Here is a 20,791-nt window from a genome sequence, read left to right on the forward strand (position 1 = left end):
AGTGCATCCTCGCACCGGGGTCCGACAATTTCGGAAAGTCCTTGTGCCACAAGGAGATCAGGCGCGCGGGCGGACGAACGGGAACGGGACGATCTGGCGGATCGGCGCCCCGTTCAGCATCATCAGCAGCCGGTCGATGCCAAGGCCCAGCCCGCCCGTCGGGGGCATCCCGTGTTCGAGCGCCTGCAGGAAGTCCTCGTCCAGTTCCATCGCCTCCACATCACCGCTGGCGGCGCGCAGCGACTGGGCCTCCAGCCGCCGGCGCTGCTCCAGCGGATCGGTCAACTCCGTGTAGGCCGTCCCGATTTCGGCGCCGAACGCGACGAGGTCCCACCGTTCCGCCAGCCGCGGATCCTCGCGATGCTGCCTGGTCAGGGGCGACACGTCGGTGGGGTAGTCCGTGTAGAACGTCGGGGCGATCGTGGAAGCCTCGACGAGATGGTCGAACGCCGCGAGCACCAGGTCACCGTGACCCGCGTCGCTCGCGAACGGAACACCCGCCGCGGCGCAGTAGGAACGCAGCGCCTCCACGGAAGTCGATGGTGTGACCTCTTCCCCCAGCGCCGACGAAACCGCGTCGTGCACGGTGACGACCGGCCAGTCGCCGGAGATGTCGTGCTCACCGTCCGGCCGGCGCACCACGGGGCGCCCGTACGCGGCCACGGCGGCCTGTTGCACCAGATCCCTGGTCAGCGCCCGCATCGAGTCGTAGTCCGCGTACGCCTGGTAGGCCTCGAGCATCGTGAACTCGGGGTTGTGCGTCGCGTCGACACCTTCGTTGCGGAAGTTCCGGTTCAGCTCGAACACCCGCTCCATCCCGGCCACGCACAACCGCTTGAGATACAGCTCCGGCGCGATACGCAGGTACATCCGCATGTCGTAGGCGTTGATGTGGGTGACGAACGGCCGCGCGTTCGCGCCACCGTGCACCCGCTGCAGCATCGGGGTCTCGACCTCGAGAAAGTCGTTGGTGTGCAACCGATCCCGGACCGCGCGGACCACCGTGCCGCGCAGCCGCAACAGCTCCGGCAGGTCCGGATCGAGGTAGCGGCGCCGCACCCGGGTGTCCGGGTCGGCGAGGCCCTTTCGCCTGTCCGGCAACGGATGCAGGCATTTCGCCGTGAGCGTCCAGTCTTCGACACGGACCGAGAGCTCGCCCCGCCGCGAAGTCACCACTTCGCCGCGCACACCCACCTGATCCCCGAGGTCGACCCCGGACCGCCACAGTTCGTCCGCCCCCAGCATCAACTGCAGCTCACCGCTGCTGTCCCGCAGGCGAGCGAAAACCAGCCCGCCGAAGTCCCGCAGCGCCACCACCCGCCCGGCCACGCGCACCTCGCAGCCCGTCCGCGCGTCCGGCGGCAGCCAGCCGAACTTGCGCGAAACCTCGGAAAGCACGGTGTCGCGGACGAACCCGGCCGGATAGGGATCGACGCCCGCCTTCCGCAGCCGGTCCAGCTTCGCGATCCGCACCCGGACCTGTTCCGGTCGTCGCACCGCCGGCGGCTCGGACCGGATCTCGTCGATCTCCTCGACCCCCGCCAGGAACGCCTCGCTCACCCCGCCGCCGGAGATCGACCGGCGCGGCTGCGGCAGGAAGCCCTCCAGCGCCCCCGCGACCAGGCTGACCCGCGCGAGCCGCCGCGCCGAGCCGTAGCAGAGGAACCGCGGCTCCCATTCGGGCCCGTACTTCGCGTTCGAGCGGTACAACGACTCCAGCTGGAAGAACCGCGACGCGACACCCAGCACGGCACGCCAGGCGCGCAGCACCGGCCCGGCGCCGATCCGCTCCCCCGCCGCGAAAACCGCGCGGAACATGGCGAAGTTCAGCGAAATCCGCTGCGCGCCGAACTTGCCGGCCACGTCGACGAGCCGCGCGACCATGAACTCGTTCAAGCCGTTCTCGGCGTCGCGGTCACGGCGCATCAGGTCGAGGGACAACCCGCGGCGCCCCCAGGGCACGAACGACAGCAGCCCGCGCAGGGTGCCGGACGCGTCGTACGCCTCGACCATCACGCACCGGCCGTCGCTCGGGTCGCCGAGCCGGGACAGCGCCATCGAGAAACCGCGTTCGGTCTCCGCGCCGCGCCACTGCTGCGCCCGCTCGACTATCTCGTCCATTTCGGACGGTGAGATCTCGTTGTGCCGCCGGGCGACCGCGGTGTACCCGGCTCGTTCGATCCGGCTGACCGCCTGGCGCACGGTACGCCGTTCCGGGCCGGTCAGGCTGAAGTCGCGGACGTCGAGCACGGCCTCGTCACCGAGTTCGAGCGCCTTGAGCCCGGCCCGCGCATACGCCCGCGCGCCGCGCTCGCTCGCCCCCAGCGCACCGGGCGACCAGCCGTAGGTGTGCGCCTCCGCCAGCCACGCCTCGATCGCCTGCGGCCATGCTTCGGGATCCCCGATCGGATCCGCGCTGGCCACGCTGGTACCGGCGAGCACCCGGTAGGTCACCGCGGCCCGCCCGTTCGGCGCGAAGATGACGCTCTTGTCCCGCCGTGTGGCGAAGTACCCGAGCGAATCGTCTTCGCCGTACTTCGCCAGCAATGCCCGCAGCCGTAGCTCTTCGTGGTCGGTTCGGTGCCGGCGGCTGCGCACACCACGGAAGAACGTCGACAGGGTCAGCACCGCGACGAGGCTGCCGCCCAGGTCGAGCGCCAGATCCAGCCACGGTGGGCCTTCGCGGACACCGAGCCGCCGCAATTGCACAAGCTCACCGGTCGCGTGGTTGGCCGCCCACAGGAAGGTGTCGCCGAGGCCGGTGAGCCTGCCCGGCCACGCCACGAGCAGCGCCCAGCCGCTGAAGATCACCATGAGGATCCCGGACGCGCCCACGATCAGCCCATGCCGCCACGCACCCGGTGCGAGCCGGGCGGGAAACGCCGGGCGCAGGGCGAACAGCAGCACGATCAACCCGATCGAGAGCAGATCGCCGACGCTCAGTGCCCCGAACGGCACATGCGGATGGCGTTCCCCGAGAATCTCCGGCGCCCACAGCAGGGTCGCCTGGTAGCCCAGGTTCATCGCCAGGCCGCCGAACTGGAACAGGATCAGCGTGTTCAGCGCCGCGCGCTTGCGCCGCCGCAACGCCGCGCCCAGTACCACGAGCACCAGAGCGATCAGGATGTTCGAGTCGGCCGGGATGTTGACCAGGCTGAACAGCCCGACGGTCCATACGTAGAACCTGTGGTGCCCGCCCCAGATCAGCAGGGCCACAGACATCAGCGCGCCCAGTTGCACGACGGTGGCGACCACGCCACCGGCCTTACGTCGCCATCGGGGAACCATCGTCACCACCCGTGTGAAGCTCATCGCACGCGCTTGGGCGCGCGCGTCCACCAGTGTCACGCTGGAGTTCCCAGATCCACGACCCGGGGACCCGATGAGGGCCTCGAGGGAAGGTTGGTCGACGACGATGTCCACTTCTGGTGAGACCGCTGCGCCCTACGGCAGCGGGCCACGGCAAGCCGCACCCGTGAAGAAGGTGCGCATCCACCATCTGCAGGAGCTCAAGGACCGCGGTGAGCCCTGGCCGATGCTGACGGCGTACGACATGTACACCGCCGAACTGTTCGACGAGGCGGGCATTCCCGTGCTGCTCGTCGGCGACTCGGCCGCCAATAACGTATTCGGCTACGAAACCTCGCTGCCGGTGACGGTCGACGAACTGCTCCCGCTGGTCCGCGCGGTGACGAGGGCGACCAAACGCGCCCTGGTGGTCGCCGACCTGCCGTTCGGTTCCTACCAGCTCTCGCCGGAGCAGGGGCTCGCGACGGGCATCCGGTTCATGAAGGAGGGCCGGGCGCACGCGGTCAAGCTCGAGGGCGGGCGCCGGTTCGCGCCGCATGTCGAGGCGCTGACCAGCGCCGGTATCCCGGTGATGGGGCATATCGGGTTCACCCCGCAAAGCGAGCACAACCTCGGCGGCTACCGGGTGCAGGGCCGGGGCGAGGCCGGCGAGGCCCTGGTCGAGGACGCGCTGGCGCTGCAGGAGGCCGGGGCGTTCGCCGTCGTGATGGAGATGGTGCCGGCGGAGGTCGCGAAGCGGATCACGCATGAGCTGAAGATCCCCACCGTCGGCATCGGCGCGGGGCCGGACTGCGACGCGCAGGTGCTGGTCTGGCAGGACATGGCGGGGCTGCGCCGCGGGAAGACCCCGCGCTTCGTCAAGCGCTACGCGGACCTGGCCGGAGTGCTCTCCGGGGCCGCGACGGCGTTCGCCGACGAGGTGCGACGAGGCGAATTCCCGGCGCCCGAGCACGCATTCCACTAGGCCAGCCTCTCACCCGACCGCCCACCGACACGCTCCGCGTGGCTCACCTCCGCCGGAACCTTTCGGCGAGCTGAGGATCGTTCTCCCACCAGAGGCCGCTCGGGGCCTCGCCCTTCTCCTCCCGCTCGTCGAGTTCGCGGTCGATCCGCTTGGCCTGCCGGTCGTCGTCGCGCATCCACCGGGTGAACAGCGCGCCGACGAACGGCAGGCCGGCCACGTCGCCGCCGATCCACAGGATGCCCGCGCCGATGATCTGGTCGGTATGCGGGTCAGGGCCCCACGCCCGGGCCAGCGCATGGTAGTAGTCCGCGGCGCGCAAGGGGCCGAGCCACAGCACGAGGCCGAGCGCCGCGTCGAGGATGACCTCGGTGAGGCTGACGCCGAACGAAACCAGGTGATGGTCCTCGCGCGGCGTCGGATCGACGCGCAGCCGTGTCCAGAAGTAGACGAACCCGCAGCACAGCACGCCGAGCCGGACGATCTCGTCGACCGCGCCGTGCCGGAGCGTGAGCTCGTACAGCGGGGTCAGGTAGATCGCGAACGGCGGAATGATCAGCAGAACGGTGATCACCAGCGGGAAGGTCAGCGCCCGTGCGAAGGTGCCACGGCCGAGTTTTCGCAGCCGGTCCGCGAACGGGGCGGTCGCGAGCACGAGGGTCAGCGGGGCGCCCAGCGCCAGCAGCAGCGGGGTGACCATCAGGAACACCACGACCTGCACCGCGCGGGCCCAGAACAACTCGTCGTCGTAGACGCCCAGGAACGAGCAGGTCATCAGCAGGATCGTGGCCAGCCCGGCGAGAAACGCGGCGCGGCGCCCTCGTGGCCAGCCGGGCATCCGGTGCGCGGCCGCCAGGTAACCGGCACCGAGCACCAGCACGAAAACGACCGCCGGGACGTCGAATGTCCTGGCCGTGAACACGCGACCCCAGGAAAGCGGGACATTCATATCGAGAAATACACCAAACTACCGATTCCGGCGACGACACAGTAGACCGCGAACGGGTTCAGCGTACGCGTCTCGAAATACCGGATCAGGAATCGCACCGAGATATACGCCGCGATTCCCGCCACCAGGCTCCCGGCCATCGCGGGCCCGAGCGACGCCCGGTTCTCTTCGGTGAACAGGGACGGCATTTTCAGCACCCCGGCGGCCAGGATCACCGGCGTGGCGAGGAGAAACGCGAACCTGGCCGCGTCCTCGTGGTCGAGCCCGCGGCGCAGGCCCGCGACCATCGTGATGCCGGAACGGCTGATTCCCGGGAACAGGGCCAGGATCTGCGCGGCGCCGATGAGGACGGCCTCGACCACGCCGAGCCTCGACAGGCGGATGTCGGACGCTTCCTCGAGGCTGACCGCGCGCATCGGCATAGTGGCCTCGGCGGAGAAGTCGATGGTCTCGTCAGCCGCGCGCGACTCCGTCTTTCGCGGTCTGCCGAACCGTTCGACGGCCAGCAGCACGGCGCCGTTGAGCGCCAGGAAGATCGACGTGGGCACGGGTTTGCCGAGGAAGTCGCGCAGCGGATGCTCCAGCAGCAGGCCCGCGATACCGACCGGGATGGTCGCGAGCACCAGCAGCCAGGCAAGGCGCTGATCAGGGTTCACGACCTCGCGGTCGCGGATCGAGGTCCACAGGCCGCGGATGATGCGTACCCAGTCGCGCCAGAAGAAGATCACCAGCGCGAGCGCGGTGGCCACGTGCATCGCCACAAGGACCGAAAGGTAGGGCGAACCCTTGCCGATACTCAGATCGGTTGCCCATTTTCCGCCGATCCACGCCGGCAAAAGAATACTGTGCCCGAGACTGGACACCGGGAACAATTCGGACACACCCTGCAAGGCGCCGACGACAATAGCCTCGAAATATGTCACTGCGGACATTGAGGACCTTTCCCTGGGCGCGACGCGACGAACCAGGGTCGAAGGTACCTGACCGAGTTTCGGTGTTTTCTTGGAGTCGCCCGCTCGTCACAACGCCCGGCGGAGCTCCCGGTGGGCAGCGACGAGTGACGGTCCGTACCACGTCAGGTAACGGCCCGAGACGAGCGCGTAGCCCACCCCCGGGAACGCCTCGGGCCCGTCCGCGGCGGTGAACTCGTACGGTTCGTCCGGCAACACGAGCAGATCGGCCTGGTCCGAGGCGAACCACGAAAGCATCTCCTCGAGCTTCGGGCGCGGGTACCGGTCCTCATGCTCGCCGTACACAATGGACACGCCGAGCCGCCGGAGGACATCGCCGGCGAACGTGTCCCGCCCGAGGATCACCCACGGTTTGCGCCAGACCGGGACCACCGCGTGGCGGCGGACCGGCGGCGTCTCCCGCCACAGATCCTCCGCCTGGACAAGCCATTCGGGCTCGTCGGCCTCGAAGGCCTGCGCGAGCAAGCGGCGCAGGGAGGCGAGCGCATGCGGCACGGTCGACGGCGCCTCGGTCACCCAGACCGAGAACCCGTTGGCACGCAAGTGTTCTACGTCCTCCAGGCGGTTCTCCTCGGAGTTCGCGAGTACGAGATCCGGCCGAAGCTCGACTATCCGGTCGACTCTCGGGTACTTCGAGCCGCCGACCCGCGGCACGTCGAGATGCTCCGGATGCGTGCAGTACTCCGTCGCCCCCGCGACCACGCCAGGCATCGTGGTCTCGATCGCCTCGGTCAGGGACGGGACCAGCGACACGACACGACGCGGCACGCCGCGCAGCGGGACGTCCTCGCCGAGGTCGTCGAACAGCGTCATTCCAGGTGCTCCACGATCATGCCCGTTCGAACGACACCTTCCGTTTCGCCACATCCACGGCCGTGAGCCGGACCGTGATCCGCTCGCCCTCCGGCAGGTTCGCGCCCGCGCATCTTCCCATCACGGGCGGATCCTCCACCAGGATCTCCGCACGGGCCTCCTCCGCGCGAAGCACGACCGCCTCGAAGGTACCGCCGATCCGCTCGGCCAGCATCCACGCTTCGACCTGGTCGATGCACGCCCGCTCGACCCGTGCGGCAAGCGAATCCGACGCGCTCATCAGCAGCGGCAGGTCCGGTAGCGCGGCACGCACCCAGCCCGGCACCTCGCGATCCGCGCTCACCGACAGGCAGATCTCGGCCGCGAACCGGTCCACCAGGCGCCGGATCGGGGCGGTCACATGCGCATACGGGGCACCGATGCCCGCATGCGTCGTCGAGGGTGGCAGCTGGCCTTCGAACGACGTGTACCCCGCGCCGCGCAGCAACCTTCTGGTGCACGCGGACAGCGCCATCGACTCGGGCAACGCCGGGTCGACGCCCGCGAGCAGCCTCGCGACCGGCACTCCGTCGGGCCAGGCGATGCCCAGCGCCTGCGCGGACCGGCGCAGCCAGGCGAGCGAGTCGCCGTCCGCGTCCGGGAGCGTCCGCAACACGCCCACGCGCGCTTCGATCATGATCGAGGCGGCCGCCATGCCGGTCAGCAGCGAGATCTCCGCGTTCCACGCGTCGACCTCGTTCCGCGGCCGCATCCCGAGCGCCCAGCCGTCCGCGGAGTCGCCGTTGATGGCCTGCTCGGGTAGCTGCAGCTCGACCGCCCCGCGTTGCACGGCCAGTTCGCGGCGCAACCGGCCTAGCTCCGGCAGCACGGTGACGGACGGGTGGGCGGCGCCCGTTTCCAGTGCGGCCTGGACGGATTCGTAGTCGAACTGCTCGGCGGACCGGACCAGCGCGCGCCGGACCCGGATCGCGGTCGGCTCGCCCCGTGAGTCCAGGTCGATCGTCCACAGCACCGCGGGCCGCGTCTCCCCCGGGAGGAGGCTGGCGGCGCCTTCGGACAGCACCGGCGGATGCAGCGGGACATTACCGTCCGGCAGGTACAGCGTCTGCCCGCGGCGGCGGGACTCGCGGTCCACGGGACCGCCCGGTACGACGAACGCGCCCAGGTCGGCGATGGCGTACTGCACGCGGAACCCGTCGCCGCGGCGGGACAGGAGCATGGCCTGGTCGAGGTCCTTGGCGCCGGGCGGGTCGATCGTCACCAGCGGCAGGTCGGTGGCGTCCTCGCGGTCCTCTTCGCGCGGGTCCACGCCCGCCGCCTCGGCCTCGGCGAGCACCTCCGCGCGGAAGGACTCCGGCAGCTCGAACTCGGCGCGCAGGTGACCGAAGCCCCCGTCCGCCGTAGTTGCGCCGGGCACCAAACGAGGCACGTACTCACCCTAACGCGACCGGACCGGGTTGATCCCCTGTTCGTGGCTGGGCCGGCCGGGTGTACCTTGCTCGAGCAGTAATGAAAATCGATATCATTTTCGGATGGAGCCAGCCGTGAAGGTCGCCTTCGTCGGCAAGGGCGGCAGCGGGAAGACCACGCTGACCTCCCTGTTCGCCGCTTACCTCGCCGCATCGGGGAGGCCGGTACTGGCCATCGACGCCGACATCAACCAGCATCTGGCCGCAGCGCTGGGCGCGAGCGAAGAAGAAGCCGCCGCGCTGCCGACGCTGGGCGAGCACCTGCTGCTCCTCAAGGACCACCTCCGCGGCGGCAACCCGCGGATCGCCAGTGCCGAAGCGATGATCAAGACCACCCCGCCGGGGCGAGGTTCCCGCCTGCTGCGGCCGTTCGCCGAGGACGCGGTGCTCGACCGGTGTTTCCGGATGGTCAACGGGGTGCGGCTCGGCGTCACCGGCCGGTTCACCGAGGGCGACCTGGGCGTGGCCTGCTACCACTCGAAGGTCGGCGCGGCGGAGTTGCTGCTGAACCATTTCGCCGACGAGGCGGGCGAGTACGTGGTGATGGACATGACCGCGGGCGCCGACGCGTTCGCCTCGGGCCTGTTCACCCGCTTCGACGTGACCTTCCTGGTCTGCGAACCGACCTTGCGCAGTGTCGGCGTGTACCGCCAGTACGCCGATTACGCACGGGACTTCGGCGTGCGGCTCGCGGTAGTGGGCAACAAGGTCACCGACGACGAGGACGCCGAGTTCCTGCGCGGCCAACTCGGTGACGCGCTGCTGTGCTGGCTGACCGGATCGGGTCACGTCCGCGCGACCGAGCGTGGTCAGGTCCGGCCGATCGAGACGCTCGAGCCGGGCAACGTGGCGGCACTGGAGAAGCTTGTGTCCACTGTGGACTCGGTGGAGCGGGACTGGGTGCGCTACCACCGGCAGGCCGTGCAGCTCCACCTGCGCAACGCGCGCGCGTGGGGTAACGAGCGGACCGGCCGGGACCTCGCCGAGCAGGTGGACCCGGAGTTCGTACCCGGCACGCATGCCCGGGCCTGAGAGAGAAGGAGAAGAGCATGTCCTTGGACGTACCCGCCGCGCTGCTGGAGCGCGCCTCGTCCGGCGAGGTGACCGACGCCGAGTTCGTCGCGTGCGTGCGTGACTCGCTGCCGTACGCGTGGCAGGTGATCAGCGAGGTGGCCGCGGGCCTCGCGGACGGGGCCGACTTCGCCGACCACGCGACCCCGCCGCCGAGCGAGACCGAGCGCGGCCAGTTGTTGCGGGCCCTGGCCTCGGACGCGATCCGCGGCGGTCTGGAGCGGCATTTCGGGATGAAGCTGGCGTTCCAGAACTGCCACCGCGTCGCGGCGTTCCGCCCGGCCGCCGTGGACAGTGCCGCCTATCGGGACTTCATCTCCCCCACCGGCCAGCTCCTCAACCAGACCCCCGAGCTCCGCGACTGCTAACCCGCGGAGGTGGTCAGGGGCGGTAGCGGTAGGGGAGTTCCGTTGGTTGGCCTGTTGGGCCGAACTGCGGTGGGTCCTCGTCCGGGTAGTTGTCGAACCAGCCGCGTTCGGCGGCTGGGATGCCGCGGGGCGGGGTGTCGGTTTCGGGCTCGACGGGGTCGGGGTCCTGCGCAGGGTCGGGGTCCCGCGCAGAGTCGGAGTCGCGCACGGGATCGGGGTGGCGCACGGGGTCGGGGTCAGCCTGTGGCGCAGAGTCGGCCTGGTGTGCGGGGTCGGACTGGGGCGCGGGGGCGGGGGGCTCGAAGCCTAGCGGCGCCACCGGTGGCTTGGTTTCCTCCTCGGCGGGCGGCTTCGCCTCCGGGGGCTCTGGCAGCGGCGGCACGTCCTCGGGTGCTTTCGCCGGTGTCGTACGCCAGACCGGTGCCGGGGGGATGTTCATCGCCGCCGCGCGCGGGCGGTCCAGGGCGGGCTCGGCCGGCGGCTGCTGGGTGCTGCGCGGCGCGATCGGGTCGAGCACCGAGACGAGCACCCGCGTGTGCTCCGGGTCCTCGACCTTCCGGCCGCTGCGCTCGCGATAGACCATGTCCCCCTCGGCGTCGATCTCGACCAGGTAGCCCGCCTCGGCGAGCTGCTCCTCGTCCAGGTCGACCAGGTTCTCGTACCGCGAAGGCACCACGCGGTACACCGGCCACGACAGGCGCTGATGTGCCTGGTGGAACTGCGCGAGCAGCGCGGCCATCTGCTGTTGCCACGGCAGGGACATGCCCTCGGCGAGCGAGCGTGGCAGCACCACGTAGTTCTCGTCCACCCCCGGCCAGTTCGGGGCGAGGTAATCCGCCAGCGGGGTGCTCGAAGCCGGGCGCGCGGACGACCGCGGCGGCGGGGGCGTGCCGAACAGCTCCCGCGCATCGCCCGAGGAACCGCGACGTTTGCCGAATTTCTTGGCCACAGGACTCTCCGTTGATCACACACCCGGCCGCACGGCCTGCGGCACGAGCTCGTTCTCGTCGAACGACACCGACCGCACGTGCACGGGCACGCCGGTCTGCTGGGCTTCGACTATCTTCCCATTGCCCAGGTACATCGCCACATGGTGAATAGTGTTCGGGTTCGACGGGTCGTAGGCCCAGAACAGCAGATCCCCAGGCTGGGCGTCGCGAACCGGCAGCATCGCGCCGTCGTGGTACTGATCCTGCGACACCCGGTCGAGCGTGATGCCGGCGGCCTCGTACGCCCGCAGCATCAACCCCGAGCAGTCGTACGCGTTCGGCCCGGTGGCGCCCCACACGTACGGCTTTCCCTGCTCCCCCAAGGCGAACGCGATCGCCCTGGCCGCCGCCTGGTTCGCCGGCAACGCCAGCCCGACGCTCTGCCCGCACCCGACCATGTCGGCTACCTGACCGACGTGCTGCACCAGGTACGCGGCCATCGGCTCCCACCGGTGGTACCGGTCCGGGAACGCCGAGCGCTCGACGTCCTGCGCCGAGGTGCCCGGCCGCTGCTGGTCCCAGCCCGGCACGGCCAGCAGCACGTCGTAGAACTTGTTGATCTCGTACCCGACGTCCTGCAACTGGGCCACGCTGCCCCAGCCCATCGACGGCCGCATCTGGAAGACGCCCAGCGAGTCCCGGTCGCCGTAGCCGAGGTTGCGCAGGCCCGACTCCGTCATACCCGCCTGGATCGCGATCTGCCAGGCCCGCGGCGAAAGCCCGCGCTGCTTGCCGACGGCGATGATCTGCTGCACGATCTGCTGCTGCTGACCGTCGAGGTTGCTCGCCTGCCCCTGCGCGGTCTGCGCCTGCCCCGGGCTCGTCGGCCCGATCGCCGCGTCACAGCCGGTGTTCTGCACCGCCTGCGCCTGCGCGGCCTGCTGGTCGGTCACCACCTTGACCACCACGCCCGCGGTCAGCACCGCCCCGAACAGGGCGGCGACCACCACCCCGATCAGCAACCCGAGCCGCATGGTCAGCTCGCCTGGTCGTACTTGGCCACGCGCCAGCCGGCGGGGGTCTCCGTGACGGTGATGCTCAGCTTGGGGCCGTCCGTGGGTACGACGGCGACGACGGAACTGGTGTAGGACTGCGCGGCGACCGGTTCACCGGTCAGCTTCGTGGCCGGGATGTTCGTCGGGTCCACACTGGACATCTGCGGCAGGAACTCGTCGGTGGTGTAGGGGCGCAGGCCCGCCAGCCATTGCGCGTTCGTGATGCCGGGCGGGTGGTTGACCCACGCCTGCGCCCACAGCTTCGCGACGCCCAGCGCCTGCGGGTTCGGCGCGGCCGGGGTCGGTTGCAGGAGCGGCGCGGTCAGGCGCGTCGACATCGGCACGGGCGAGCTTCCGGGCTGCCGCGCCGCCGAAGACGAGGTGTCCGGGATCGTCGCCGGGGTGATCTTGTTCTGCTGCCGCGGCCCCAGCAACTGCGGCACGAGAAGCCCGATCGCGATGACGAGGATCGCGACGCCGATCGCCGTGCCGGCGAGATGGCGCGGCGAGCGCAACGGGAATCCCCACAGGCGGCGGTAGACCGCGGCACGCCCGCGGTTGGTCCTGATCGGCATGGCTCACCTGACCACTTCGTCGGTGTCGCGCACTTCGATCCCCCGTGAGGGCCGGTACAGCACGAAAACCGGCTTGCCGCCTACCAACTCGCGCTCGGCCCGGCGTGGTTGCGGCGCGCTCGTCCGGTGGGGCGCGGGCGGTGTGGACCGCAGCCGCGACGGCACGACGACCGAGTCGGGCAGATCGTCCCGGTTGAACACGGGCGAAGTGTCCACGCGGCGGCTCTGCGGCTGCGGCGGGACCCAGCCCGCGTCCACCCGACGGGTTGAGCCCGGCGGCGCGGAGTACACGTACGCGTCGTCCCCAGGGGCACGAGCGGAAGGCGCGTACGCCGGGTACACCCCCGGACCGCCACCGGCCGGCAGCGCGCGCCGATTCCCGTTGCCCGGCAAGGATCCCCCGCCCGGCCACGGGGCGCCGGACCACGCGGCGGCAGGCCGCGCAGCCATCGAACCCGCGCCGTCGAGTCGCTGCGCGTTCGCGAAGATCGTCGCCTCGGGGCGGTCGCGGCGACCGCCGGCCGTCGCACCGATCGGGCCACGGGTCTCGAGATCGCTGTCGTCGGAGTCGCGGACGTTCTGCCAGAACTCGTCCTGCGGCGTCGGCCCCTGCTTCCGGCGGAACCGGGAGAAGATCCCACCGCTGGGCGCCGGGATCGACGAGCCGACCATGCCGACGGACATCTCGACCATCTGCCACAACCGCCGCACCGGGCGGCCGACGAGGAACAGCAGTACCGTCACCAGACCGGCCATCACCATCTGCGTGAGCATCGACAGCGAATTGCCGGCGGCGAAGATCGCCTGCAGCAGCAGGGCGTGCACCCCGGCGAGCACGGCGAGCACGATCAGGTTGAACGCGACCCCGCCCAGTACCTTGCCCACCCGGCGGAGGATGTCGTGATGCACCAGCGCGACCAGGCCGATGAGCGGCGCGGTCAGCGCGAACAGCCGGATCAGGACCTGCGCCAGCAGCACGGAAGCCTTGGCCAGCAACTGGAACAGCGCGTACACGAGACTCTGCAGCAGCGCCAGGAAACCTGCACCCGTTCGGCTGCCGCCTTCGCCGGTGAAGTACGGCGTGGCCGGGCCGAGCTGGCCGGCGATGTTCTTGTACGAAGCCTGTTTCGCGTCGATGACGGACTGGTTGGCGTCGTCACCGTTGCGGATCTGATCCCACGTGAACGCCTGCGCGTCGAGCAGCGGCCGGCCGAACTGCTGCGCCTGCGCGGCGTCGGACGCGCCGAACTCGCCGCGCAGCCAGTTGTCGTAGACGACCTGGGTGTGCAGTTCGGTCGGCAGGATCTCGCGGACCACCCGGTTGCCCGAATCGTCCACGAACCCGGCCTGGATGTTCGTGGTGGTCTGGACGATCGCCTTGTCTATCGGTTCGAAATAGCGCAGCATCGCGAGCGAGGACGCGGCGAGCCATACCGCGCCGAGCCCGTAGAGCGCGCGTTTCGACACCGCCGACAGGTCGCCGCGCCAGATGTTGCGGAACATCATGATCGCGAGCACGAGCGCCGCGAGACCGAACAGCTGGGCGTAGATGTTGTTGTAGACCTTCTCCGCGCCGCTCTTCACCGCGCCGTAGATCGGGTTGAGCAGGCCGCCTTCCATCACCGTGTAGTGCAGCGAGTTCGTGGCACCGACGATGTTCTTGCCGATGTTGAACAGCTCGTTGCCCGCCCACGTGTCGATGGTCGAGTTGGGGCTCGTGATGCCCGACAGCGGGCCGCAGTCGGTCTGGTAGACGTACCAGACCATCCCGGCGTAGCCGTAGTCGAGGTACGCGCTGCCGTTCTCGCCGTGGGTGGCCGGCGGGTCGATCGCGCCGACCATGCCCGAGCCCGGCCGCTCCGGCGTCGGCGCCTGGCCGCAGGCCGCCGCCGACGCGGACGGCGCCGTCGCCACGGCCTGCAGACCGAGCAGCACCGCGACCGCGAACATGGTGGCCCAGCGGCCCGGACGCCGGCCCTTGAACCCGCCACGGCGCACGAATCCCTTGACCGCGTGCCAGCCCCAGGCGAAACCCAGCACGGCCGCGAGCGTGAGCAGGGTCGTCATGCGGCGTCCCGGCCGTGGCCGCCCCGCTTACCCGCGGTCGCGTGTTCCCCCTCCGGCTCGGTGCCGTTCCCGTTGCCGCCGTGGACCTCCTCGGCGAGCAACTGCTCCTCGGTCAGTCCGACCTCGCGCTCCGCCGCCAGCTCCAGGTCCTGCTCCAGTTCGTCGTCCGGCGGCGGGACGGGCACGTAGGTGGCCTCCTCGGGCTCGGCGTCGTGGTTCGCGGGCACGGTCTCCTGGGGCTGCGAGCCGGGGGTGGTGTCCATCGCGGCGCGCAGATGCTCCAGATGCGGACCGGAGAAGTCGACGCGGATGCGCTCCACACCGCCGGCGCCGTCGCCGAAGATGAACTGCCGTGGCTCGCGGTCGCGCTCGACGTCGCGGTGCGCGCCGGGGCGGCGGCCCAGTGCGGCGACGACCTGCTCGTAGCCGACCCCGACCGGAACCTTCAGCAGCCGCAGCGCATCCGCCTGCGCTTCGTCGTCGTCCAGGCGGCCGACGAACACCGAGTCCAGCAGCGCGACGAAACCCTGGATCCGCAGAAAGTCCGCCGGGATCTGCGAGGACAGCAGCACCCGGACGTTCCACTTGCGCGAGTCACGGGCGAAGCGGTTCATCAGCACGCGCCCGGTCGGCACCTCGGACAGGAAGAACGCCTCGTCGATCCAGACGCCCTTGCGCTGGTCCTTCGGCTTCTCGTAAACCGACCGCTGGGTCAGCCAGGCCGCGAGGTTCAGCATCTCCACGCCGAGCGCCTCGGCGTCGGTCCAGTGCTCGCGGCTGACGCCGTCCTTCGGCAGGGTCAGCCCCGCCATGGTGAGCACCGTCAGGCGGTCGTCCCGGGTCTCGGAGTACGGGTCGGCGTCGTTTTCCGGGATCAGCAGGGACATTCGCTCGCGCATCTCGTCGAGGAAGTCCGCCACGACGACCGCGTGCTCGTGATGCTCGCTGGAGTCCCGGCGCAGCGCGTCGATGACCTGGCCAGGGTCGGCGTCGTAACGGCCGCCGACCGCGCGGACCGCGCGCAGCAGCACGATCCGGCTCTGCGGCATGCGCGCGACCTCGTACGGCAGGATGCCGCTCAGCACGTCGAGCACGAGCCGCCGCCGGGTGGCCCCGGCCAGCGCCCGCTCGCGACGCCACGCTCGCTCCGGGTTCTCCTCGTCGAGGAAGTGCTCGAGCAGCGGCTCGGCGACCACGCGATACGGGTTGAGGATCCCGGGCTGGGCGTTGAGCAGGTTGATCGGCCGCGCGTACGGTTTGATCTCCGGCAGCTCGCACAGCCTGGACAGCGGGCCGGACGGGTCGAGCAGCGTCCAGTACGCACCCGCGCGCAGCGTCTTGTAGACCATGCCCCCGCCGAGGAACGAGTTGTGCGTTGGGATGCACGTTTCCCCCGCGAGATACATGTGGTCGGCGTTGTCCACCTGGACACACCGCACCGGCACGGACTCCACCGGCACCACATCCGTGATATAGCGATAACGGTTCGTGTCCCGAACCCTCGGATTGAGACGCGCCAGTTTCTGGGAGAGCCGAAACACCTTGTCCGAGGTGGTGAACGACAAGATGTACGCAATCGAGGTGTGTGGATGCCGCCCCTTCACCCGCTTCCTGCTCAACCGGACCTGGTACCCGAGACTCAACACCAGTTCGCGGACGTCGCGAGCCAGCTGCTCGTTGGTGACCGAAAACTGGATACCACCCGTCGGCTTGCAGTACCCATCCGTGTCGAGCAGACCTGCCAGTAGGGCACGGCGTTGCCGCTCGGAGGCTCGCAAGTAGCGGGCCGGGATGTGCTTGTTCCCCAGCAGGCCCATCTGCCGCAAACGCGTCTGTACGGTGCCCGGCAAGCTGTAGTCCCGTTGCGACGGACGATAACGGCACTCTTGGCCGCCTGCCTCAATCTCCTCGATGATCTCACAATCGAACACCGTGATGGCCGCTCGGCACGATGTTCCGTCTCCGAGCCAGGCGCCAAGCAGATAGGGATCGACGGGTAGCTCCTTGTCCGGCAACTCGAACGCCGATGCGACCGGAACCGCATGGTTGCTCTGCGGACCAGACCTGAGGGACTCGGCGATCTCGGCCGTCGTGTGCACCGTAGGACGTTGATTGGCTACCAACGAAATTTCTCCACGACGCCAGTGGCCACGAACGAAACGGGAATGGTAGAACTCGCCATCAGCACGCGCGGCAGGGGTCCGCTGGTAGTTCCATCGGGTCGTCGGCTGGTCACAACCACACGCACAGCTTCCCGGAGGCGGCAGCGGGCTGGGGACAGCAGCGGCGGCCAGCCGGACTCGTTCATCAAGGCGGTTCTGCGCCTTCCAGTCTTTCCTCGTCCGTGTCAACCACTGATGCTCTGCATCCGCGCGAATGACCGAACCGTCGGAAAACACCACGTCGAAACACGGGCGGTCGAACATGACCTCGGTTGCCGCGATCACCCGTGTCGGCTTGCCGTCCATACCCAGTAGCTGATCACCAACCTTGACCTCACCCATCGTGGTCCAGCCGGTCGCCGTGGGCAGCGGCGTGTCCAGGGCGAGCGCCTTGCCACCGCCGAGGCCCGCGACCATGGCCGTCAGGCCCGAACCGTCGCGGATCTCCTGCGCCATCCACGGGTCCCAGGCGACGGGGCGCCGCGTCGCGGTGACCGTCTCGCCGAGCAGGATCCCCCGCCGGTCACCGACCTCCGCGGTCGCCGTCGGCACCGCCGCGGCCGCCCAGACGACCGACCCGCGGCGCATGTACGCCGAGGCCGCCAGCGGCTCGCCCGGGATGAACTCACGCGCCATCGCGTACTGCGCCTCGGGATGCTCGATCGCGATCTTCGGCTTGTACAGGTCCAGCAGCTGCTGGGCCAGGCGCAGCGCATCCCGCTCGGTCGGGCCGGAGACCGCCAGGCGCCACCATGACCGCACCCGGGTGGCGAGCGCGGTGAAGCCCGAGGTCATCTCGTCGTCGATCTCGAGCACGCGCGACGCCTGCCGCGACAGCGACTGCGGCGGCTCGAGTTCGTGCTCGTCGGTGTAGTGCTTGACCTGCGAGCGGACCTTGTTCATCTGCCGCTGCAGCTCCCCGGCGACCTCCTCCGGGCGGCGCACGTAGATCCGCGCCGACCATTCGACGGAGGCCGGCAGCCGGTCGGCGTGCTGCACCCACGGGTCGTCGACCTCGGGGATCTGCAGGCCGTGCATCTGCCCGACGGTCAGCACCGCGACATGCCGGCGGACCCCGGCGTTCGACCCGGTGCGCCCGCGCACGGTCAGCGTCGGCGCGTAGGGCTCGGCGTGGAAGTCCGCGGCGTCGGTGAAGCTCGCCAGGTCCTCCGGCTCCCACTCGTCGCCCGGCACGGCGGGCAGGCTGCGGGGCGCGGGCAGGCCCAGTGAACAGGACCGGTGCATCAGCCAGACCATCTCCTCGGCGTGCACCGGGCGGCCTTCCAGCCCGGAGGAGCCGATGACCTGGTCGAGGTGCTCGACCTCGGAGTCCAGCGCGGTCAGCTCCGCGTCCACGGCCTCCGGCAGGATCTTCCGCAGCAGCGGCGCGGCGCTCTCCACCGCGCGGTCCACCATCCGGCGCGTCTGTACCTGGACGCCGACGTAGACCTCCTTCTCGGCCATCGAGCGGCCCATGAGCTGCTGCTGCTCGCCGATCAGGTAATCGTCGAAGGACAGCGCGCCCGGGGTGTCCCGCGGGCGGCCGACGGCGTTGTGCACGTGGGCCTCGGCCCACATCCGGATCGGGTACGGCCGGGTGGTCACCCGCAGGTGCAGCCAGCGGCCCTGCAGCTCGGCGTACTGGCCCGCGATCGCGGCGATGAGGTCCCGGCGCTGCGAGTCCGACCGGAACGACCAGCGCTGCGGCGCCAGCCGGTACCACGCGTAGACCTCGTGCCCGGTGCGCAGCAGATGACCGTCGATGCTGCGCGCGGCGATGGACGGGGTGTAGGAGGGGATGGCCTGCTCGCCGGGCAACCGCCGGCCCTGCCTGGGTTTCTTGGCATTCGGCGACACGCCGCGGCCGGGCTGCGGCTGCCACTGCGTGGCGCCGCCCGCGTCGTGCTCCCGGTCCTTACGGCGACCGAACAACAGCTACCTCCTCGCCGGAGCCGGGCTACGGCGTGGTCTCGACCTGTCAGTGTTGTCTCCGGCCACCTTCCGGGGGCCCACCCCCACCGCGTTGTCTCCGGCCCCCTTCCGGGGGCCCACCCCCACCGCGTTGTCTCCGGCCCCCTTCCGGGGGCCCACCCCCGCCGCGCGCTTGTGCTTGGGCAACGGGCGCTGCGGGCGGACCCGGAGCTTGGTGGCGGTCACCGCGCCGCCCTCACCCCGTGGCCGCTCACGCGGGGCGTGCAGCTCGCGCAGCCACATCGTGAACACCGCACCGAGCGGGCGCTCGTGACTGATCTTTCTCGTGATCAGCCTGGTGATCAAGATGGTGGCGACGAAGGCCCACGCGGTCGAAAAGAATCCGAACCCGACGCCGAGCTGGCGCTCGACGGTCAGCACGACCAGGAAGATCGCGATGCCCAAGCCCCAGGCGACGTAGCGGGCGCGCCAGGGGAACGTGGCCTTCGGCGGGCCGAGCCAGACCGCGTCGACCCGGTAGACCTCGTCATCGGTTCGAATCCGCACGAGGGCCCCGTCAACCGGTGAACAGGCCGGCGATCCATTCGCCGACGTTCACGCCCAGGCCGCTGACCGCGAGACCGATGATCGCCAGTGCGATCACGACACCGGCGAGCCGGCGCATGACACCGGCGTTGTCGCCCTTGCCGCCGCCCAGCCAGAGCAGCAGCAACGCGACGGCCAGCAGTACCAGCGGGATGATGTTGTCGAGCATCCACTGCTGGACGCCTCGTGTCTTGATCTCGCCCTGTGCGAGGTGCTGCACAAGCGTCATCATGGTCATCGCGTACTCCCGGGTGCGAGGAGTGTGGTCGGGTGGGTCTCGCCGGGCGGGCCCACGGGGTTGGAGCTTGTCCGGTCCGGTCTACCTCATCATGGCGTGACTAGCTGTAACGGTCAAAGTGCGTTCCGTTGCAGTTCGTCGCTCCATGCCAGACACAGTGAGGCCACTCTCCCTGAACTCGTCGCCCTCCATCATCGCTGCAAGGCCGCTCAGGATTAACCCCGTCCACTCGTATTTCGTAGTTTGACCTATCGGTGAGCGGTTCGCTCACTCTGTGTTGGTCGAACCGCCGCTCGATTCCGGCGGGACATAGTCTGGCATGCCCCGTTCGGACGCAGGAGTTCTACCCGACAATCACACCGCGCCCCGGATAGTCGATCATGAACCGGTTACCCATTCGCATGAACTCTTCCCCACGACGTCACTATCCGTGCACGTCAGGCGCGCGGCGCGGCGAAGAACCCGTCCGGGAAGGCGCCTGCGGCCACGGCCGTCCGGCTCAGACCGCGGCCGAGTTCGCGCAGCCGCTCCGACTTCTCGGCGCCGAGACGGCGCCATGGCGCGGCGGCGGCCGCGTTGGTCTGCTCCTCGACGCGTTCCCGCACCTGCTCGCCCTCCTCGGTGAGGCCGCCTTCGCCGTCGAGGACCCCTTCGTCGCGCAGCCGGGCGCTCGCCGCGTCCCAGTCTTCGTCGGACCAGCCGCGCAGCGTCTTCGCGGCGGCGGCGACGAAACCCTTCCCGGTCGCGGTGTGGGTGATCAGCGCTTCGAGCCCACGGAGGCCGTTGCTCACCAGCGCCGCGATGTGCCCGTCGCCGCGGTACTCGCGCAGGAGGGTGATCGCATGCCACAGGACGAGATGCGGTTCGGCGGGCCAGTCCAGTTCGGTGTGACCGGCGTAGAGCGGGCGCCCGTCGGGCGTGCAGGCTTCGGCGGCCTCACGCGCCAGTTCGGCCGCCTCGGCGACTTCGGGGGACGACACGGCCTCGCCGAGCAGCCGCCGCAACACGACGTCGACAGCTTCGAATCGCGCCTCGACGATCCGCGCCGGGCTGGCGAGCGTCCAGGCACGTGGGATGTGCTTGGCGACGAGGGCCGGGTTGAAGTTGTAGAAGGTGGCGGCGACCGTCCCGGCGCTGACCTCGCCCATCGGCGCCGAGCGGCTCGCGAAGTAGGTCATGCGGCCGGGCCGCAGCCCCGTGGCGGCGAGCCGCTCGTCGGTCTCGGGGGCGAAGTAGCTCGCCGAATGCAATGGATCGAGGGCTCGATGACACCGGAACGCCAGCGTGCGGGCTTCTTCGCTCTCCACGCCGTCGACCTTAGGGGTGATCAGCCCGGA

General features: G+C 70.0%; 16 protein-coding genes. 3 read left to right on the forward strand and 13 right to left on the reverse strand.

Annotated features, from left to right (window positions below):
* Window positions 1–57: 57 nt before the first annotated feature.
* Entirely contained in the window at window positions 58–3,312 is a 3,255-nt protein-coding gene (gene lysX, locus FG385_RS22265) for a bifunctional lysylphosphatidylglycerol synthetase/lysine--tRNA ligase LysX (protein WP_139098715.1), read from the reverse strand.
* Between the two features lie 103 nt (window positions 3,313–3,415).
* Between lysX and panB the strand changes: the two genes are divergently transcribed.
* Window positions 3,416–4,273, forward strand: coding sequence for a 3-methyl-2-oxobutanoate hydroxymethyltransferase (panB, locus tag FG385_RS22270; RefSeq protein WP_139098716.1), 858 nt, complete (start codon window positions 3,416–3,418; stop codon window positions 4,271–4,273).
* Window positions 4,274–4,316: 43 nt separating this feature from the next.
* Here the strand turns inward: panB and FG385_RS22275 are convergent, their stop codons facing one another.
* The 4 genes from FG385_RS22275 to FG385_RS22290 all read right to left on the reverse strand — a co-directional run bounded on the left by FG385_RS22275 (window position 4,317) and on the right by FG385_RS22290 (window position 8,432).
* Window positions 4,317–5,219, reverse strand: a complete 903-nt coding sequence (locus FG385_RS22275) for a cytochrome c oxidase assembly protein (RefSeq protein ID WP_139098717.1) — start codon at window positions 5,217–5,219, stop codon at window positions 4,317–4,319.
* Window positions 5,216–6,151: an undecaprenyl-diphosphate phosphatase gene (locus FG385_RS22280; protein WP_139098718.1), complete on the reverse strand. Its 936-nt coding sequence runs from the start codon at window positions 6,149–6,151 to the stop codon at window positions 5,216–5,218. Before FG385_RS22280 ends, FG385_RS22275 begins: the two co-directional genes overlap by 4 nt.
* Window positions 6,152–6,238: 87 nt before the next feature.
* The gene (locus FG385_RS22285) at window positions 6,239–7,003 is read right to left on the reverse strand and encodes a helical backbone metal receptor (protein WP_139098719.1); all 765 of its coding nucleotides are present in this window, start codon (window positions 7,001–7,003) and stop codon (window positions 6,239–6,241) included.
* A 16-nt stretch (window positions 7,004–7,019) separates the two neighbouring features.
* Window positions 7,020–8,432, reverse strand: coding sequence for an RNB domain-containing ribonuclease (locus tag FG385_RS22290; RefSeq protein ID WP_235022722.1), 1,413 nt, complete (start codon window positions 8,430–8,432; stop codon window positions 7,020–7,022).
* 115 nt (window positions 8,433–8,547) lie between these two features.
* Between FG385_RS22290 and FG385_RS22295 the strand changes: the two genes are divergently transcribed.
* Window positions 8,548–9,504 carry an ATP-binding protein gene (locus FG385_RS22295; RefSeq protein ID WP_139098807.1) on the forward strand — a complete coding sequence of 319 codons (957 nt, stop codon included), beginning with the start codon at window positions 8,548–8,550 and terminating at the stop codon, window positions 9,502–9,504.
* A 17-nt stretch (window positions 9,505–9,521) separates the two neighbouring features.
* A complete protein-coding gene (locus FG385_RS22300) occupies window positions 9,522–9,911 on the forward strand; it encodes an SCO5389 family protein (protein WP_139098720.1) in 390 nt (129 codons plus the stop codon).
* Window positions 9,912–9,924: 13 nt separating this feature from the next.
* Here the strand turns inward: FG385_RS22300 and FG385_RS22305 are convergent, their stop codons facing one another.
* From FG385_RS22305 to FG385_RS22345, 8 genes are all read right to left on the reverse strand, one after another.
* Entirely contained in the window at window positions 9,925–10,860 is a 936-nt protein-coding gene (locus tag FG385_RS22305; protein ID WP_139098721.1) for a hypothetical protein, read from the reverse strand.
* Between the two features lie 15 nt (window positions 10,861–10,875).
* A complete protein-coding gene (locus FG385_RS22310; protein WP_139098722.1) occupies window positions 10,876–11,874 on the reverse strand; it encodes a C40 family peptidase in 999 nt (332 codons plus the stop codon).
* Between the two features lie 2 nt (window positions 11,875–11,876).
* Entirely contained in the window at window positions 11,877–12,470 is a 594-nt protein-coding gene (locus tag FG385_RS22315; protein ID WP_139098723.1) for a hypothetical protein, read from the reverse strand.
* Window positions 12,471–12,473: 3 nt separating this feature from the next.
* The gene (locus FG385_RS22320) at window positions 12,474–14,537 is read right to left on the reverse strand and encodes a magnesium transporter (RefSeq protein ID WP_139098724.1); all 2,064 of its coding nucleotides are present in this window, start codon (window positions 14,535–14,537) and stop codon (window positions 12,474–12,476) included.
* Window positions 14,534–18,631 carry an ATP-binding protein gene (locus FG385_RS34990; RefSeq protein ID WP_235022723.1) on the reverse strand — a complete coding sequence of 1,366 codons (4,098 nt, stop codon included), beginning with the start codon at window positions 18,629–18,631 and terminating at the stop codon, window positions 14,534–14,536. Before FG385_RS34990 ends, FG385_RS22320 begins: the two co-directional genes overlap by 4 nt.
* A 3-nt stretch (window positions 18,632–18,634) precedes the next feature.
* A complete protein-coding gene (locus tag FG385_RS22335; protein WP_235022724.1) occupies window positions 18,635–19,177 on the reverse strand; it encodes a hypothetical protein in 543 nt (180 codons plus the stop codon).
* Between the two features lie 10 nt (window positions 19,178–19,187).
* Window positions 19,188–19,454: a hypothetical protein gene (locus FG385_RS22340; protein ID WP_139098725.1), complete on the reverse strand. Its 267-nt coding sequence runs from the start codon at window positions 19,452–19,454 to the stop codon at window positions 19,188–19,190.
* Between the two features lie 437 nt (window positions 19,455–19,891).
* A complete protein-coding gene (locus FG385_RS22345; RefSeq protein WP_139098726.1) occupies window positions 19,892–20,761 on the reverse strand; it encodes an SCO6745 family protein in 870 nt (289 codons plus the stop codon).
* Window positions 20,762–20,791: the final 30 nt, after the last annotated feature.

The organism is Amycolatopsis alkalitolerans, assembly GCF_006152065.1.
Lineage (GTDB): Bacteria > Actinomycetota > Actinomycetes > Mycobacteriales > Pseudonocardiaceae > Amycolatopsis_E > Amycolatopsis_E alkalitolerans.

Coding starts and splice junctions, on each gene's coding strand:
- lysX (WP_139098715.1), bottom strand. CDS start 3,312: ATGAGCTTCACACGGGTGGTGACGATGGTTCCCCGATGGCGACGTAAG.
- panB (WP_139098716.1), top strand. CDS start 3,416: ATGTCCACTTCTGGTGAGACCGCTGCGCCCTACGGCAGCGGGCCACGG.
- FG385_RS22275 (WP_139098717.1), bottom strand. CDS start 5,219: ATGAATGTCCCGCTTTCCTGGGGTCGCGTGTTCACGGCCAGGACATTC.
- FG385_RS22280 (WP_139098718.1), bottom strand. CDS start 6,151: ATGTCCGCAGTGACATATTTCGAGGCTATTGTCGTCGGCGCCTTGCAG.
- FG385_RS22285 (WP_139098719.1), bottom strand. CDS start 7,003: ATGACGCTGTTCGACGACCTCGGCGAGGACGTCCCGCTGCGCGGCGTG.
- FG385_RS22300 (WP_139098720.1), top strand. CDS start 9,522: ATGTCCTTGGACGTACCCGCCGCGCTGCTGGAGCGCGCCTCGTCCGGC.
- FG385_RS22310 (WP_139098722.1), bottom strand. CDS start 11,874: ATGCGGCTCGGGTTGCTGATCGGGGTGGTGGTCGCCGCCCTGTTCGGG.
- FG385_RS22315 (WP_139098723.1), bottom strand. CDS start 12,470: ATGCCGATCAGGACCAACCGCGGGCGTGCCGCGGTCTACCGCCGCCTG.
- FG385_RS22320 (WP_139098724.1), bottom strand. CDS start 14,537: ATGACGACCCTGCTCACGCTCGCGGCCGTGCTGGGTTTCGCCTGGGGC.
- FG385_RS22340 (WP_139098725.1), bottom strand. CDS start 19,454: ATGACCATGATGACGCTTGTGCAGCACCTCGCACAGGGCGAGATCAAG.